General features: G+C 72.8%; 11 protein-coding genes. 4 read left to right on the top strand and 7 right to left on the bottom strand.

The window, feature by feature from the left end; genetic code table 11:
* Positions 1-121 precede the first annotated feature (121 nt).
* On the bottom strand, positions 122-3,481 hold the full coding sequence (locus ACU6P3_RS26955; RefSeq protein WP_447194481.1) for a S8 family peptidase: 3,360 nt from the start codon (positions 3,479-3,481) through the stop codon (positions 122-124).
* A 608-nt stretch (positions 3,482-4,089) separates the two neighbouring features.
* Between ACU6P3_RS26955 and ACU6P3_RS26950 the strand changes: the two genes are divergently transcribed.
* Positions 4,090-5,655, top strand: a complete 1,566-nt coding sequence (locus ACU6P3_RS26950; protein ID WP_030744818.1) for a hypothetical protein — start codon at positions 4,090-4,092, stop codon at positions 5,653-5,655.
* 200 nt (positions 5,656-5,855) lie between these two features.
* Here ACU6P3_RS26950 and ACU6P3_RS26945 read toward each other — a convergent pair whose 3' ends face one another.
* The gene (locus ACU6P3_RS26945; protein ID WP_344276060.1) at positions 5,856-6,254 is read right to left on the bottom strand and encodes a RidA family protein; all 399 of its coding nucleotides are present in this window, start codon (positions 6,252-6,254) and stop codon (positions 5,856-5,858) included.
* Positions 6,251-7,474: an acyl-CoA dehydrogenase family protein gene (locus tag ACU6P3_RS26940; RefSeq protein WP_447194480.1), complete on the bottom strand. Its 1,224-nt coding sequence runs from the start codon at positions 7,472-7,474 to the stop codon at positions 6,251-6,253. Before ACU6P3_RS26940 ends, ACU6P3_RS26945 begins: the two co-directional genes overlap by 4 nt.
* A 100-nt stretch (positions 7,475-7,574) precedes the next feature.
* Here ACU6P3_RS26940 and ACU6P3_RS26935 point away from each other — a divergent pair, with 100 nt between their 5' ends.
* Positions 7,575-9,254 (top strand): AMP-binding protein, encoded by a 1,680-nt coding sequence (locus ACU6P3_RS26935; protein WP_447194479.1) that lies wholly within the window; start codon positions 7,575-7,577, stop codon positions 9,252-9,254.
* Positions 9,255-9,263: 9 nt separating this feature from the next.
* The gene (locus ACU6P3_RS26930; RefSeq protein ID WP_447194478.1) at positions 9,264-10,109 is read left to right on the top strand and encodes a PaaX family transcriptional regulator; all 846 of its coding nucleotides are present in this window, start codon (positions 9,264-9,266) and stop codon (positions 10,107-10,109) included.
* A 61-nt stretch (positions 10,110-10,170) separates the two neighbouring features.
* On the opposite strand, the gene ACU6P3_RS26925 is transcribed toward ACU6P3_RS26930, so the two are convergent.
* Both ACU6P3_RS26925 and ACU6P3_RS26920 read right to left on the bottom strand, forming a co-directional pair.
* Positions 10,171-12,573: an oxidoreductase gene (locus tag ACU6P3_RS26925; RefSeq protein ID WP_447194477.1), complete on the bottom strand. Its 2,403-nt coding sequence runs from the start codon at positions 12,571-12,573 to the stop codon at positions 10,171-10,173.
* 2 nt (positions 12,574-12,575) lie between these two features.
* Positions 12,576-13,427, bottom strand: a complete 852-nt coding sequence (locus tag ACU6P3_RS26920) for an enoyl-CoA hydratase family protein (protein WP_447194476.1) — start codon at positions 13,425-13,427, stop codon at positions 12,576-12,578.
* A 618-nt stretch (positions 13,428-14,045) separates the two neighbouring features.
* Here ACU6P3_RS26920 and ACU6P3_RS26915 point away from each other — a divergent pair.
* Complete coding sequence (locus ACU6P3_RS26915) at positions 14,046-14,465, top strand: ATP-binding protein (protein ID WP_447194475.1); 420 nt, start codon at positions 14,046-14,048, stop codon at positions 14,463-14,465.
* 64 nt (positions 14,466-14,529) lie between these two features.
* On the opposite strand, the gene argF is transcribed toward ACU6P3_RS26915, so the two are convergent.
* Both argF and ACU6P3_RS26905 read right to left on the bottom strand, forming a co-directional pair.
* Positions 14,530-15,534: an ornithine carbamoyltransferase gene (argF, locus tag ACU6P3_RS26910; protein ID WP_447194474.1), complete on the bottom strand. Its 1,005-nt coding sequence runs from the start codon at positions 15,532-15,534 to the stop codon at positions 14,530-14,532.
* A 211-nt stretch (positions 15,535-15,745) separates the two neighbouring features.
* The gene (locus ACU6P3_RS26905; RefSeq protein WP_030744837.1) at positions 15,746-16,177 is read right to left on the bottom strand and encodes a PPOX class F420-dependent oxidoreductase; all 432 of its coding nucleotides are present in this window, start codon (positions 16,175-16,177) and stop codon (positions 15,746-15,748) included.
* Positions 16,178-16,208 lie beyond the last annotated feature (31 nt).

Genomic DNA, 16,208 nt, shown 5'->3' with positions numbered 1-16,208 from the left:
ACCGTGTCAAGGTCAAGCGGAGCCGGGCATGCGCGGGGACGCGCTCCCCCGTCGCGGGTGACGTCCCGAGGGGGCGGGGTGACGCCGTGCGGGGCAGCCGCACGGCGTCACCCGCGCGGTGTCACGTGAGCAGGTACGCCTTGATGACGGTCACGTCATAGGTGTTGCCCCGCTTGTCGGTGAGCTTCGCCTTGAACGACACCGACTTCGCGTTCTCCGGGTGGTTCAGGGCGAGACTCCTGGCACCGTCCTTGCCGGTGGCGACCGGGGCCTTGGCCCACTTCTTGCCACCGTCGTAGGACACCTGGACGGCAAGGGACTTCAGCCCCTTGCCCGCGGCCGGTCCCTGGAGGGACAGCGGCACGGTGACCTTCTTCCCGGCCGCGGCGGTGCTGGTCAGGTCCAGCTTCGGGTGGAAGCGTACGGTGGACAGCGGGAGCGTCACCGGCTTCTCGCCCGTGACCCTCTTCGAGGTGAACGACCAGGCGGCGGAGAGCCGCGTGGTGACCCCGGCGACCGCGGTGGAGCGGGTGGCCTCCGTGCTGACGCGGTACGTGGCGGAGGCCGCGGGCAGGCCGTCGGCCTCGGAGCAGAGCGGCCCCTTCTCGTCGATGATCTTCTTTCCGCCGGCGGTGACCACCGTGCGCTGCGCGCTCACCTCGGAGCTGCCGGAGTGCCCGGCTCCGTCGGTGAACTCGTTGACGCAGTAAGCGAGTTGGTTGCCCAGCCGCCGCGCCACGTCCTCCCCGCCCACGCGGGGGCTGAAGACACCGACGTTGTACGTCTTCGTGTAGGTCTTGCCCGCCGCGTACTCCCTGGCCGGGTCGGACCTGAAGGACAGCCCGTAGTCGTCCTCCGTGGCGCCGTCCTGGCCGACGTGGAACTCCCACGCGAAGCCCTTGGGCGTGGTGACGTACGTCTTCGCCGTGGCGGGCAGCGGGAACGACGCCATGCCGGTCCCGATCCCGTAGTCCGCGTGGTTCCAGAAGCCGTTGACCCATCCCTTCGCCTTCTTGGCGGAGGCGCCGACCTTCAGGTCCACGCGGGCCAGTTCGGCCGGGGTCGCCCGGTGGGTGAGCCCCGTGTGGAGCGAACCGGTCCGGTTGTACAGCAGGTTGTAGCTGGTGCTGCCCTTCTGCCACACGCCGCCGAGCTGCGAGCTGAACTCCTTCGCGGGCACCGGGGCGCCGACCTGGCCGGTCCGGTACCCCTTGAACGAGTCCAGGTACAAGGAGGTTCCGAGACCGCGACCGCCCGGGTAGTCCGACTTGAAGACGTGGTACGCCTCCCCGGAGCGGGCGGACTCCGGCGCGGTGATGTTCACCGGCTCGGCCCGGCGCGCGTCGAAGGTGAGCGTCGTGTCCCGGGTGACCGGGAGCTTCGGCCGGGCCATCGTGGCGATCTCGGGTTCGGCGTCGCCGCCGACCGGGGTCTCCACCGCGGCGGAGACCAGGAAGTCGCCCTTGGGCACCCGGAGGGTGGTGACACCGTCGCCGTCGGTGTCGGCCGGATCCTTCCAGAAGTCGGTGTCGTGTCCGTAGACGGTGGTGTCGGCGGTCCGCGCGGGCCTGCCCTTGGTGTCGATGAACTTGAGCGTGAGGTCGTACGACTCCACCTCGCGGTGCGCGCCGAACGTGGTGCGGACGCTCTGGCCGCCCTTGTCCGCCCGCGCGACGACCGCGCCGGAGAAGGCGCCGTCCACGTCACCGACGCGGGTGTCGGCGGTGAGGGTGACGCTCTCCGCGCCACCCGCCGGCACGGTGACCCGCCGGGCCCCGAGCGCGAAGAAGCCGACGGGGGCGGGGGCGCCCTTGGGGCCGACGGTCTCCAGCGACAGGTCGAGGGTGACGGACTCCTTGCCGGTGTTGCGGTAGGTGAGGGACTTCGTCACCGGGGTGTCGTCGGTGTGCGGCCAGGGCTGCCCCCCGAAGCTCACCGAGGTCTGCTCGGAGACCACGGTCTGGCTGATCGCACGGGTCAGGTCGGTGCGCCCCGCGCCCTGCTGACCGGCCGTCAGTCCGGCGGTGGGCTTCGCGGACGCGGTCAGCGTCTGCTTGATGCGCTGCCCCGGCCAGTCCGGGTGCTGCTGGGCGAGCAGGGCGGCGGCGCCCGCGACGTGCGGGGTCGCCATGGACGTACCGGACATCGAGACGTAGCCGTCGGCCGCCGGGTCGCCGAGCTCCCCCTGGGCCGCCTTCGCCGCGACGATGTCCACGCCCGGCGCGGTGATGTCGGGCTTCAACGAGCCGTCGGCCGTCGGGCCGGTGGAGGAGAAGTCGGCGATCCGGTCCGCGCGGTCCACCGCGCCGACGGTGAGGGCGGAGGCGGCGCCGCCCGGGGAGCCGATGGTCCCCTCGCCCGGGCCTTCGTTGCCCGCGGCGATGACGAAGAGGATCCCCTTCTCCGCGGAGAGCCGGTCGACGGCGGCCTCCAGAGGGTCGACCTCCGTGGTGTCCTCGCCGCCGAGACTCAGGTTGGCCACCTTCGCGCCCTGGTCGGCGGCCCACTGCATACCGGCGATGATGCCCGAGTCGTCGCCGAAGCCGGCGTCGTCCAGCACCTTGCCGTCCAGGATCTTCGCGCCGGGCGCCACACCCTTGTACGAGCCGCCCGACCGGGCGCCGCTGCCCGCGACGGTGGAGGCGACGTGTGTGCCGTGACCCACGTGGTCCACGGTGTTGCCAGAACCGGAGAAGTCCTTCTGGGCGATCTCCGCGCCCTTCAGGTCCGGGTGGGTCTCGTCGACGCCGGTGTCCAGGACGGCGACCTTCACCCCCGTACCGTCGTAGCCGGCCTGCCAGGCGGCCGGGGCGCCTATCTGCGGAACGCTTCTGTCGAGAGCGGCCTTGCGCCGGCCGTCCAGCCAGACCCGCTCGATGCCCGGTGCCGCCGTGCGCGCCGCGCCGGTCCGCGGGCCGGGGGTGGTCAGGGCCCGCCAGACCTCGGCCGTGCCGGTCTTCGGCGCGGTCAGCGCCTCGCCGCGCACGGCGGGCAGGGGCCTGCGCACGGCGACGTCCGCCGCCGAGAAGGCCGCCTTCGCCCGCGCCTTCGAGGCGTTGTACGACACGATCAGCGGCAGTGTGTTCCGGTGCGCGTCGTCGTACTCGTTCTCGACCAGGGCGGTGACGTCGAACAGCCGCCGGTCCAGGGTGCCTCGGGCTATCAGCTTCGCCGCGTCGGACGGTATGGCGTAGGTCGCGCCCCCGGCCCGCTTGACGGCTATGCGGACGTGCTCGCGGCCCTCGCCGCGCTGGACGCGGGTCACCTGGCCCTTGGCGTCCAGGTGGACCCGGTCACCGGTGATCAGTGTGACGACGGAGGGTGCGGGCCGGTCCTGCCGCCCGGCGCTCGCGCCGTTCCCGGTGTCACCGCCGGCGCCGGAACCGGAGCCCGTCGCTCCAGAGGCGGCCCCGGTCGTGAGCCCGGCTGTGAGCAGGGCGGCCACCACGGCCGCGCCCACTCTGCGTGTGTTTCTCGGCAACTCTCCCCCATGGATGAGGTATTGACAGGGTGAGACCGCCCGTGGGCGCGGAGCGGCGGCCGTGTACATACTCGGTATGCTCCGTCCCGCCCTCGGCCGCTTCCGAATGGGGGCGGCAGAGGGGTGGCGTCGGCACGGAAGACGTACGACGGCCGCGTCGGGTTCACCCGGACACTGATCGAATTCCGGCAACTTCCCGCGTCGTGGGGGATCGCGGGCAGACGACCGGGCGCGCGGCTGTCCGAACCGGACACCGAGGAGGCGGACGCACGACGGTCCGAACCGGGCACGGAAAGGGGCGGCCGCGCGGCGATCCCTGCCGAGGAGGGCCGAGGAGGGCTCCGCGTGCGGCGGCCCGCGTGCCCGTTCCGCCCCGTCCCGCCGCCCGTTTCCGGCAGTACGCGTGTCTGGGCCCGCAACTGGGCCCCCGGGCCCTCCTGATGGGCCCGGACCCATCCCTAATCTGCTCGGAACCCCCCTCGTCCGCTCGGACCCGGGACGGGCGACGCGTGGACAAGGAGTGCGTGGTGAGACGAGCCAGAAGCCTTCGTGTTTGGCATGCTCCTGCCCGTAGGGACCGCGGACAGGGCGGCACCGAGTACGCCGCGATGATAGGCGTCGTCTCTCTCGTCATCGCGGCGATCCTGGGCCTCACGATCCCCCAGGACGAGGCCACCGGCCTGAAGTACTGGGTGTGCCGCGCACTCAACCCGATGGACGGGGCCGGGGCGTGCGACAAGGGCGACGAGGCGGGCGGCCCCGGGGACGACGGCGGCGGGCCGGGGGACGACGGCACGCCCGGCCCGAACCCCGACGATCCGTTCCAGCCGGCCAAGTGCCTGCTCTCCTCCGAGGAGACCAAGACCACCGTCGTGGTCGAGGTCCTCTTCATCAAGATCAGGGGCTCCGAGTACGTCAAGGTGCAGCAGTGGTCCGACGGCACGGTCACACTGGAGCGCGTCACCGAGACCGGTGGCGGGGTCACGGCCAGCATCTCCACCGGCATCAAGGGCCTGGAGGACTGGGGCGGCAGCGCCTCGCTGAGCGGAAGCTACGTCAAGAGCAGCGGCAGCGGCGGGCAGTGGCTGTTCAACGGGAACAAGACGGGCGACACCAACGCCGACCTCAAGGCCAACCTGGAGGACGCGAAGGAGTTCGCCGAGTACCTGAAGGCCCAGGAGAAGTGCAACAACAAGACCGGGGCCAGGGCCGCCGAACTCGGCATGATCTGCAGCCACGGCGCGAAGGACAAGCTGCCCGACCTCCCGCCGGAGAAGGCACCGGACGTCGACATCACCAAGTCCACCACGGAGAAGGCCGGCGGCGTGAGCTTCGGCAAGAGCTTCAAGAGCAAGAACCAGAAGAACGACAAGGGCGAGCCCAAGGACCTCGGCTCCATCAGCACCGAGGGGCTCAACGCGTCCATGACCGAGGACGTGGTGGTCATGCGCGCCAAGACCGGACCGGACGCGGGGAAGATCACCTTCATCTACACCTTCACCGTCAGCGGTGGCGGCGGCCAGGGCGCCCAGGCCAAGGGCTCCCGCATGCAGCAGGTGTCGGTCACCTACGACGCCGCGGCCTATGACGAGGAGGAGAAGAACGGCGACCCGCACCACCCCGAGAAGCTGACGATCACCACCAGCGAGGAGGCCGGCGCAGGCCCGGGCGCCAAGGCCGGCGCAGGTGCCAACGCCGGTCCGGTGACGATCGAGGTCGGCGGCGGTGGCGGCACCATCGAGTCCCAGGTACACGTCGAGTCGGCCGAGGTGGCGCTGGACAACGACGGGGACAGCAAGCTCGTGGAGGACTGGCTGCGCGGCCGCGGCGACTTCCCCGCCGGCGACGCCCTGCCCACCCCCTCGGACGCCGCGGAGGCACCGGACTCGGACACCGGCCCGCTGGAGCGGCTGCTGCACGACAAGGGCAAGCTCACGCGGATCGACTACAAGGCCAACACCGACTGGTGGAACGCCTCGGTGGGCATCGGGTTCGGCATCTCGGCGGGCAGTGTGACCGCGGGCTTCAAGCTCTTCGGCATCGACATCACGCACGAGGAGCGGGACCAGGTCATCACCGGCGACCCGACCTACGCGACGGGCCCGCAGAACGGCGGCGCCCGGCCGTGGGTGGAGTTCAAGAACTGCACCAAGACGGACCCGATCACCAGCTGACGCCCGCTTCCCCCGCCCGGCGTTCCGCGGCCATGTGCCCCGGCCACGCCCTCACCGACGTCTCCTCCCGGCCCCCCACCTCGGCGTCCCGCGTCTCATCGGCGCGGGACGCCGGGCCGCTTGGCCGCTTGGCCGTCGGTAACAGCATCGGCGTCGGCGACTGTCGGCGTGTCGTCGGCTGCCTGCTGCCTGCTGCCTGCCTACGGAAGTACCGCGATGCCGTCCAGCTCCACCAGCGCCTGTTCGTCCCAGAGCCGTACCACCCCGATGACCGCCATCGCGGGATAGTCCCGGCCCGCCAGGCGCCGCCAGACGCGGCCCAGTTCGGCGGCGTGGGCGCGGTAGGAGGCGACGTCCGTGGCGTAGACGGTCACCCGTGCGAGGTCACCCGGCGCGCCGCCGGCCGCGTCGAGGGCGGCCAGCAGATTGGCCAGGGACTTCTCGAACTGGGCGGGCAGGGTGTCCCCCACCACCCGCCCCTCGCCGTCCAGCGCGGTCTGCCCGGCCAGCAGGACCAGCCGGGTCCCGGTGGCGGTGACGGCGTGTGAGAAACCGGTGGGCGGGGCGAGGTGCGCCGGATTGACGCGCTCCAGGCTCATGCGTACAGCCCCTTGGCGACGACGGAGCGCTGCACCTCGGTGGCGCCCTCGTAGATGCGCGGGGCTCGCACCTCTCGGTAGAGGTGTTCCAGCAGGTGTCCGCGTTGGAGCGCGCGGGCGCCATGGAGCTGGACGGCGGCGTCGACCACGTACTGCGCCGTCTCGGTGGCGAACAGCTTCGCCATGGCCGAGCGGGCGGGCACGTCCGGCGCGCCGTCGTCGTACGCCGCTGCCGCCGCGTACACCAGCAGCCGGGCGGCCTCCGTGCGCGTCGCCATCTCCGCGACCTGGTGCGCGACGGCCTGCAGGTCCTTGAGCGGGCCGCCGAAAGCGGTACGCCGCCCGGTGTGCCGGACCGTCGCGTCCAGGGCGGCCCGCGCCATGCCCACGGCGAAGGCGCCGACGCTGGGGCGGAAGAGGTTGAGGGTGTTCATGGCGACCCGGAAGCCGCCGCCCACCTCGCCGAGGACATCGGCGCGGGTGACCGGAACGCCGTCGAAGGAGAGGGCCCCGATAGGGTGCGGAGAGAGCATCTCGATGGGCTCCCCGGTCAGGCCGGGCCGGTCGGCGGGGACGAGGAACGCGGTGACGCCCCGGGCCCGTGCGCCGGCGCCCGCCGTCTTCCCCGCCGCCCCTGCTCCCTTGGCCCTCTCCGCGTTCTCCGCGTTCTCCGTCTGCTCTGCCTTCTCCGTCCCCTCGCGTTCCGTCGCGCCGGTCCGCGCGAAGGCCACGTAGAAATCCGCCTCGGGGGCGTTGGAGATCCAGCGCTTCTCGCCGGTCAGCCGCCAGCCGGCCGGTGTTCCGGACGACGTCTCGGGCGCCGCCCGCAGCGCGAGCGCCGCCGCGTCCGAGCCCGCGCCCGGCTCGCTCAGCGCGAACGCGGCCACCGCCCGCCCCGCCCGTACCGGGGGCAGCCAGCGCGCCCGTTGTTCTTCCGTACCGGCCTGGACGATCGGATACGTGCCCAGCCCCTGGAGCGCCAGCGCCGTCTCCGCCTCGGTGCAGCCCCGGGCCAACGACTCGCGCACCAGGCACAGTTCCAGGGCGCCCGCGTCCAACACGTCTGCGAGCAGGCCCTGTTCGCCCAGTTCGGCGATCAAAGCACGGTTCACCCGGCCCGGTTCGCCGCGTTCCGCGAGCGGAAGGAGCCGTTCCACGGCCAGGGTGCGCAGCCGTGCGCACCAGTCGGTCTGTGCCGGATCGAGCGAGAATACGGGCATGCGAGCCCCCACTTCCAGCGCCTCTATCGCGGACCGTTGACTGTCGTCACCTTCACGATACGCTCGTTGGGCGACCCCACCGTGAGAAGGGGGGCGATCCATGGCGCTGACGCCGTCGGCCCATCTGGACACCTTCGCGCGCGACCATCTCCCGCCCGTCGAGCAGTGGCCCCGTCTCCTCCCTCTCGCCTCCGGCCCGGACCGGCCCGACCACGACCGGCTCAATTGCGCCGTGGAGCTGCTGGACCGGACCGTCGAGCGGTTCGGCCCGGACCGGCCCGTGTTCCGTACGGCCACGACGGGGGCCCGTGCGTACGCCTCTGACGGCGGAACCCTCTGGACGTACGGGGACCTGCGCGACCGCGTCGACCGCATCGCGTACGTCCTGACGTCCGCCCTCGGTGTGGTGCCCGGCAACCGGGTGCTCCTGCGCGGCCCCACCACCCCCTGGCTCGCGGCCTGTTGGCTCGCCGTCCTCAAGGCGGGCGGCGTGGCGGTGACGGTCCTGGCACAGCACCGGGCGGAGGAACTGGCCACCATGTGCGCCATCGCGCGCGTCAGTCACGCCCTGTGCGACGCGCGGTCCCTGGCGGACCTGGTCGCGGCGCGGGTGCCGGGGCTGCGGATCACCCCGTACGGCGGGGACGGCGCCGACGATCTGCTGCGGCTGGCCGCCGACGGACCGGCGCGGCGGTACCCGGCCGTCGAGACGGCGGCCGATGATGTGGCGCTGATCGCCTTCACCTCGGGAACGACGGGCCGGCCCAAGGGCTGTGCGCACTTCCACCGCGATGTGCTGGCGGTCGCGGACACGTTCTCGCGCGAGGTGCTGCGCCCGGAGCCCGGCGACCTGTTCGCCGGCAGCCCACCGCTCGGTTTCACCTTCGGCCTCGGCGGACTGCTGATATTCCCGATGCGGGCGGGCGCGTCGGCGCTGCTGCTCGAACGGGCCCGGCCCGCCCAGTTGCTGGCGGCGGTGACCGAACACCGGGTGACGGTGCTGTTCACGGCGCCGACCGCGTACCGGGTGATGCTGGACGCGCTGGCGGGGACGGAGCCGTACGACATGTCCTCCCTGCGGCGCTGTGTGTCGGCGGGCGAGAACCTGCCCGCCGCGACCTGGCACGCCTGGCGGGAGCGGACCGGCCTGCGCATCATCAACGGGATCGGTGCCACCGAACTGCTGCACATCTTCATCTCGGCGGCGGACGAGGCGGTCCGGCCGGGCACGACGGGGCTGCCGGTGCCGGGCTGGCAGGCGCGCGTGGTGGACGCGACGGGCGCGCCGGTGCCCGACGGCGAGCCGGGACTGCTGGCCGTACGCGGCCCGGTGGGCTGCCGGTACCTGTCCGACCCGCGCCAGCGGGAGTACGTACGGGACGGCTGGAACCTGACCGGCGACACCTATGTGCGCGAGCCGGACGGCTACTTCCGCTACGTCGCGAGGGCCGACGACATGATCATCTCGGCCGGCTACAACATCCCGGGCCCGGAGGTCGAGGACGCGCTCCTGGCCCACCCCGACGTCACGGAGGCGGCCGTCATCGGCCACCCGGACGAGCTGCGCGGCCAGGTCGTCGCCGCGTACGTGGTGCTCAGGCCGGGCGCGGGGCGCGACGAGCGGACGGCGGAGGCGCTGCGGCGCTTCGTCAGGTCGCGGCTCGTACCGTACAAGTGCCCACGCGCGATCGTCTTCCTGGACGCCCTGCCGCGCACCCCCACCGGAAAGCTCCAGCGCTTCCGCCTGCGCGCGGCGGACACGTACCGCGGCACGCCCTAACATGATCACGTGGCCGAGCAGCACACCCCCCGTTCCCTCATCGTCACCCTGTACGGCGCGTACGGCCGCACACCGGACAACTCGCCCGTGCCCGTGGCGGAGTTGATCCGGCTGCTGGCCGCCGTCGGCGTGGACGCCCCGTCCGTCCGCTCCGCGGTCTCCCGCCTCAAGCGGCGCGGCCTGCTCCTGCCGGAACGTACGGCGGACGGCGCGGCCGGGTACGTCCTGTCGGAGCAGGCCCGGCAGTTGCTCGACGACGGGGACAGCAGGATCTACGCCCGGCCGGCGCCCCGGCTCTCCGACGGCTGGGTGCTCGCCGTCTTCTCCGTTCCCGAGGCCGAGCGGCACAAGCGGCATCTGCTGCGCTCGCGGCTCGGCCGGCTGGGCTTCGGCACGGCGGCGCCCGGGGTGTGGATCGCGCCGGAGCGGCTGTACGAGGAGACGCGCAACACCCTGCGGCGGCTCGGTCTCGATCCGTACGTCGATCTGTTCCGGGGTGCGCACCTGGGTTTCGAGGCGACGGCGGAGGCGGTGGCCCGCTGGTGGGACCTGCCGTCGATCGCCGAGCGGCACGGCGCGTTCCTGGCCGCGCACGAGCCGGTGCTGCACGCCTGGGAGCGCGAGGGCGAGGGAGGTGACACGGCGGTGGCCCCGTCCGAGGAGGCGTACCGCGACTACCTGCTCGCGCTGGACTCCTGGCGCCGGCTGCCGTACGCGGACCCCGGGCTGCCGGCCGAGCTGCTCCCCGCCGGCTGGCCGGGCGAGCGCTCCGCCGCCGTCTTCTCGCGCCTGCACGCGCGACTGCGCGCGGCCGGGCTGGAGTTCGTCCGGCGGCGCGCCACGGCCACGGGATGAGCCGCGGCCACGGGACGACGTCGGCGGCCCCGGTGCCGGGCGGCACCCGGCACCACGCCGCTCAGCGTGGGGCGAGCCGTGGACCGGGCGCGGCGGCGCGGCCCGTCGGCGGGGGCCGGCTGCCGGCACGGTAGGGAGCCGGCCAGGGCACCGCCGGGCCGCTGTACCCCTGCTCGGCGGCGGCGTGCAGCGTCCAGTGCGGGTCGTACAGATGCGGCCGGCCGAGCGCGCACAGATCGGCGCGGCCCGCCAGGATCAGCGAGTTCACGTCGTCCCAGGAGGAGATGGCGCCCACCGCGATCACCGGTACGGACGCGGTGGAGCGGATCAGCTCCGCGTACGGGGTCTGGTACGAGCGGCCGAACTCCGGCCGCTCGTCCGCCACCACCTGGCCGGTGGAGACGTCGATCGCGTCGGCACCGTGCTCGGCGAAGGCGCGGGCGATCCCGACGGCCTCCTCGGGGGTCGTGCCGCCCGGGGCCCAGTCCGTGGCGGAGATCCGGACCGTCATGGGCCGGTCCTCCGGCCACTGGGCGCGTACGGCGTCGAAGACCTCCAGGGGGAAGCGCAGCCGGCGCTCCGGCGAACCGCCGTAGGCGTCGGTGCGCCGGTTGGTGAGCGGGGAGAGGAAGCCGGACAGCAGATAGCCATGCGCGCAGTGCAGTTCCAGCAGGTCGAACCCGCTGCGCCGGGCCCGCCGGGCGGCGGCCGCGAACTGCTCGCGCAGTTCGGCCAGTTGCCGTCGGTCGAGCTGGTGCGGGACCTGGCTGACACCGGGCCGGTACGGGAGCGGGGAAGCGGCGACGAGCGGCCAGTTGCCGGTGGGCAGCGGCTCGTCCATGCCCTCCCACATCAGCCGGGTGGACCCCTTGCGCCCGGCGTGGCCGAGCTGGACGCCGATGGCCGTGCCGGGAGCCGACGCGTGCACGAAGTCGGTGACGCGGCGCCAGGCGTCGCCCTGCTCCCGGGTGTACAGGCCCGTACAGCCGGGGGTGATCCTGCCTTCGGGGCTGACGCAGACCATCTCGGTCATCACGAGCCCGGCGCCGCCGAGCGCGCGGGAACCGAGGTGGACGAGGTGGAAGTCGCCCGGAACGCCGTCGCGCGCCACGTACATGTCCATGGGCGAGACGACGACCCGATTGCGCAGGGTCAGCGCGCGCAGCCGCAGCGGTGTGAACATCGGCGGGGTGCCGGGCGGGCAGCCGAACTCGTCCTCGACGGACCGGGTGAACCCGGGGTCGCGCAGCCGCAGGTTGTCATGGGTGACCCGGCGGCTGCGGGTGAGCAGCCCGAAGGCGAACTGGCGTGGCGGCCGGCCGGTGTGAGTGGCCAGTTCCTCGAACCAGCGCAGGCTGGCCAGTGCCGCGCGCTGGGTGGACGCGACGACCGGGCGGCGCTCGCGCTCGTAGGCGGCGAGCGCGGCCGGCAGGTCACGTTCCTCCTCCAGGCGGGCGGCCAGCGCCAGGGCGTCCTCCATGGCGAGCTTGGTGCCGGAGCCGATGGAAAAGTGGGCGGTGTGGGCGGCGTCGCCGATCAGGACCGTACGTCCGTGGCTCCAGCGTTCGGTGACGACGGTACGGAATGCGGTCCAGGCGGAATCACGGGCGGCGCCGGGTGTGGGGGATGCGGCCGGGCGGGAGGACGCGGCTGAGGCAGCGGAGGCGGAGGACACGGTCGAGGCGGAGGAGGCGACCGAGGCGACATCGGCCGTGGAGAGCAGCGGGCGCCCGCCGAGCGCGTCGGCGAAGACCGCGGCACAGCGGTCGGCGGACGCGCGCTCGTCGAGTCCGGCGAACCCGGCGGCCCGCCAGACCTCTTCCCGCATCTCCACGATGACGGTGCTGCGGCCCGCCGTCGCGCTCCGCTCGTAGGGGTAGCCGTGGAGCTGCATCACGCCGTGGTCCGTCTCGGCGATCTCGAAGCGGAAGGCGTCGAAGGCGCGATCGGCGGCGAGCCAGATATAGCGGCAGCGGTGGGTGGTGACCGTGGGGCGGAAGATGTCGGCGTGGGTCTGCCGGGTGCGGCTGTGCACCCCGTCGGCGGCGATCACCAGGTCGTGGGCGGCGGCGAGTTCGGCGGCGGGCGGGGCCTCGGCGCGGAAGCGGAGCCGGACGCCGAGCCGGGCGCAGCGCTCGTGCAGGATCCGCAGGAGCGCGACCCTGCCGAGGGCGGCGAAGCCGTGGCCGCCGGAGGTGAGGGTACGGCCGCGGCGGACGATGTCGATGTCGTCCCAGCGCACGAAGGCGTCCTGGAGCGCGGCGTGCACGGCGGGGTCGGCGTGGGCGATGCCGCCGAGGGTCTCGTCGGAGAGGACGACACCGAAGCCGAACGTGGCGTCGGGCGCGCCGCGCTCCCAGACGGTGATCTCGCGCTCGGGGTCGAGCCGTTTGAGCAGGGCGGCCGCGTACAGCCCGCCGGGCCCGCCTCCGATGACGGCGATTCGCCGGACGGCTGCGGTCATGATCAGCGGCCCTGCCACCTGGGAGCGCGTTTCCCGGTGAAGGCCGCGTGGAATTCGGCGTAGTCCTCGCCGGTCATCAGTAACGCCTGGGTGGCGGCGTCGAGTTCGACGGCGGCGGCGAGCGGCATGTCCAGTTCGGCGGTGAGCAGCGCCTTGGTCTGCGCGTACGCCAGGGCGGGGCCGTCCGCGAGGTGGCGGGCCAGCTCGGCGGCGCGTTCGTCGGCGCCGCCCTCGCCGGTCAGTTCGCTGATCAGGCCGATCCGTTCGGCCTCCGCGGCGCGTACCGGCTCGCCGAGCATCAGCAGCCGGGTGGCGTGCCCGAGCCCGACCACGCGCGGCAGCAGATAGGCCGCGCCCATGTCACCGCCGGACAGGCCGACGCGGGTGAAGAGGAAGGCGAACCGCGCCGAAGGATCCGCCACCCGGAAGTCGGCGGCGAGCGCGAGCACGGCGCCCGCGCCGGCGGCGGCCCCGTGCACCGCCGCGATCACGGGGAAGGGGCACTCGCGGACGGCCCTGACCACCTGCCCGGTCATCCGGTTGAAGGCGAGGAGCCGCGCGGTGTCCAGGGCGAGGGTGGCGCCGATGATCTCGTCCACGTCCCCGCCGGAACAGAATCCGCGCCCCTCCCCCGCCAGCACCAGGGCGCGTACGGAGCCCTCCCGGGACAGCTCGGCGAGGAGGTCGCGCAGATCGGCGTAGGCGCCGAAGGTGAGCGCGTTCAGTTTCTCCGGCCGGGCGAGGGTGACGGTGACGACACCGGCGTCCCGGGTGACACGCAGATGGCGCCAGGTCCCGGTGGGCGAAGCGGATCCGGTGAAGGGCCCCGGGGAGGCACTCCGGGCTCGAGGCACCGTTGGGCGTTCCCGGGGCCTGTCCTCGGACGGGCCTTCCGGTACCGGGTCCTCCGGCCTGCCCGGACCCTCCGACCGAACCGGGTCCTTCGACCGGCCCGGGTCCTTCGGCCGGCCCGGGTCCTTCGGCCGGCCCGGGTCCTTCGGCCGGCCTTCCGTGCGGTGGCTCATGGAGTACGGCCTCCTTCAGCGGATGCTGCGGACGCGCGGTCGCTCAGTGCCGGTCGCGGCGGTACGGGCCGCGCGCCGGTACGGGCACCTCGTGCCGGGTTGCTCGTGCCGGGTGTGCGCACCGCCCCGGTACGTACCACCGGTACGCGCCGCCCGCCGCCCGCCGTACGCGAACCGCCGGGGCCGGGCGCGGGGCCGAACTTCCGAACCGTATCACTTGCGTGTGACTATCGTCACGAGTGCGCGATACGTCTGCGACGCTTCCGTGACACGTCCGTGAGATGGCGTCCGTAGGCTGCCGAAGGTCCCTGTCGCCGCGGGACAGAAGTCCTCCGCCCGGCAGGCCGCAGCCCCTTGCCCCCGCACTCACGCTCCGTATGGTTGACCCGAGAGTAATTCACCCATTCGCACCCCGACGCCCCTTGCGCCCCGATCGGACCCGCCACCATGCCCGAAGCCGTAGGCTCCTCCCCCTGGCGAGTCACGCTTCCGCACAGTGCCGAAGCCGTGCCGCTCGCACGCGCGCTGGTCCGTACCGCACTCGCGCATCTGGAGGAGCCGACCCACAGCGATACGGCGGAGCTACTCACGGCGGAGCTGGTCGCCAACGCGATCCAGCACACGGACGGCGAGCAACCCATCGAACTCGTTGTCGAACTGCTCCCCACCGGCTGCCAGGTGGAGGTTCACGACGGCGATCCGGCCCCGCCGGGCGACCTGGCCCACCCCGGGTCCATGCCGGATCCCCTGCAGGAGAACGGCCGGGGTCTGCTGTTGATCAGCACGCTCAGCGAGGCGTGCGGCCATCGGCCCACGGATCAGGGCAAAGCGGTCTGGTTCACGCTCCCCACGACTGAGGCCTGCTGAGCACAGGAGCCGCGGAGCGGCCGGGCAGCCGGGGGGAGCCGAGTCCGCCGGTGGGCGCGGCCGGTCAGTCGCGGGCCAGCGTGGCGACCAGCACGGCCTTGATCGTGTGCAGCCGGTTCTCCGCCTCGTCGAAGACCACCGAGCGCTCCGACTCGAACACCTCGTCCGTGACCTCCAGGGCGGTCAGCCCGTGGCGCTCGTACAGCTCCCGGCCCACGGCGGTGCCCAGGTCGTGGAAGGCGGGCAGGCAGTGCAGGAACTTCACGTCCGGGTTGCCCGTCGCCCGCAGGACGTCCATGGTCACGGCGTACGGTCCGAGGGCCGCGATCCGCTCGTCCCAGACCTCCTTCGGCTCCCCCATCGACACCCAGACGTCGGTGGCCACGAAATCGGCCCCGGCGACGCCCTCCTCGATGTTCTCCGTCAGGGTGAGGCGCGCCCCGCTCTTCTCGGCGGCCGCGTCGGCGAGCGCCCGGACCTCCTCCGAGGGCCAGTAGGCGCGCGGCGCGACGATCCGTACGTCCATGCCCAGCAGCGCGCCCGTGACGAGGTAGGAGTTGCCCATGTTGAAGCGGGCGTCACCGAGGTAGGCGTAGCCGATGTCCGTCAGCGGCTTGGCACTGTGCTCGGTCATCGTGAGCACGTCCGCCAGCATCTGGGTGGGGTGCCACTCGTCCGTGAGGCCGTTGAACACCGGCACGCCCGCGTGCGCGGCCAGTTCCTCCACGGTCGCCTGGGCGTCTCCCCGGAACTCGATACCGTCGAACATGCGGCCGAGCACCCGGGCGGTGTCCTTCGCGGACTCCTTGGTGCCGATGTGTGAGCCCGCCGGGTCGATGTACGTCGTCGCGGCGCCCTGGTCGGCCGCCGCCACCTCAAAGGCGCACCGTGTCCGGGTCGAGGACTTCTCGAAGATCAGCGCGACGTTCCGGCCGCGCAGCCGCGGCACCTCGGTGCCGGCCTTCTTCGCGGCCTTGAGTTCGGCGGCCAGTTCGATCAGGCCGCGGAACTCCTCGGCGGTGAAGTCCAGCTCCTTGAGGAAGTGGCGGCCTGCGAGGTCTATCGCCATGGTGGCTGCTCCTGTGGCGCGAGGGTGCGTGTGCGGGGCGGGGTCGCGGAATCATGAGGTCACGACAATGGAACCATATACGAGGTTCTGTATCGCTATACAGCGACTGTCCGGGCGATCCCGATCCCGTTCCCGTGAGCCTTCCCTCGAGTTTCCCCGGCCCTTCCCCTGAGTTCCGGCCCGCTCACCGGCCGCCCGGCGGCCTCGCGTGTCAGCTGAGCTCGGCACCGTACACGTGGTCGACCGTCATCGTCATGAGCACCCTGCGCTCGGACACCATGACCGACCGGTACTCCTCCCAGTCCGGGTGCTCCCCGGCGGCGGCGCGGTAATAGTCCACCAGTGCCTCGACCTCGGGGCCATGGGGGTCGGTTCCCGGCCCGACAAGTGTCGCCACGCCCTCGGCGGTGGCCCACGCCCGGCCGTCTGGCCTGGTGACCTCCAGCGTGGCCCGGGGGTCCCGGCGCAGATTGGCCGTCTTGGCGCGTCCCTCGGTCATCGAGACGCGGATGACACCGGCCTCCTGGTCGTAGAAGGGCAGGACCGGGGAGAGCTGGGGGCGGCCGTCCGACTTGATCGTCGCGAGGACACCGAGCCTGCTCTCCGCGAGGAGCGTGCGCGGGGTGAAGGAAGAGGCGGTCATATACGGGCCAAGTCCCGGGCACACGCGGGTA

The organism is Streptomyces hebeiensis (assembly GCF_052983195.1).
Note: the sequence above shows the minus strand (reverse complement) of the source record. Positions and strands in the feature narration are given on the sequence as shown.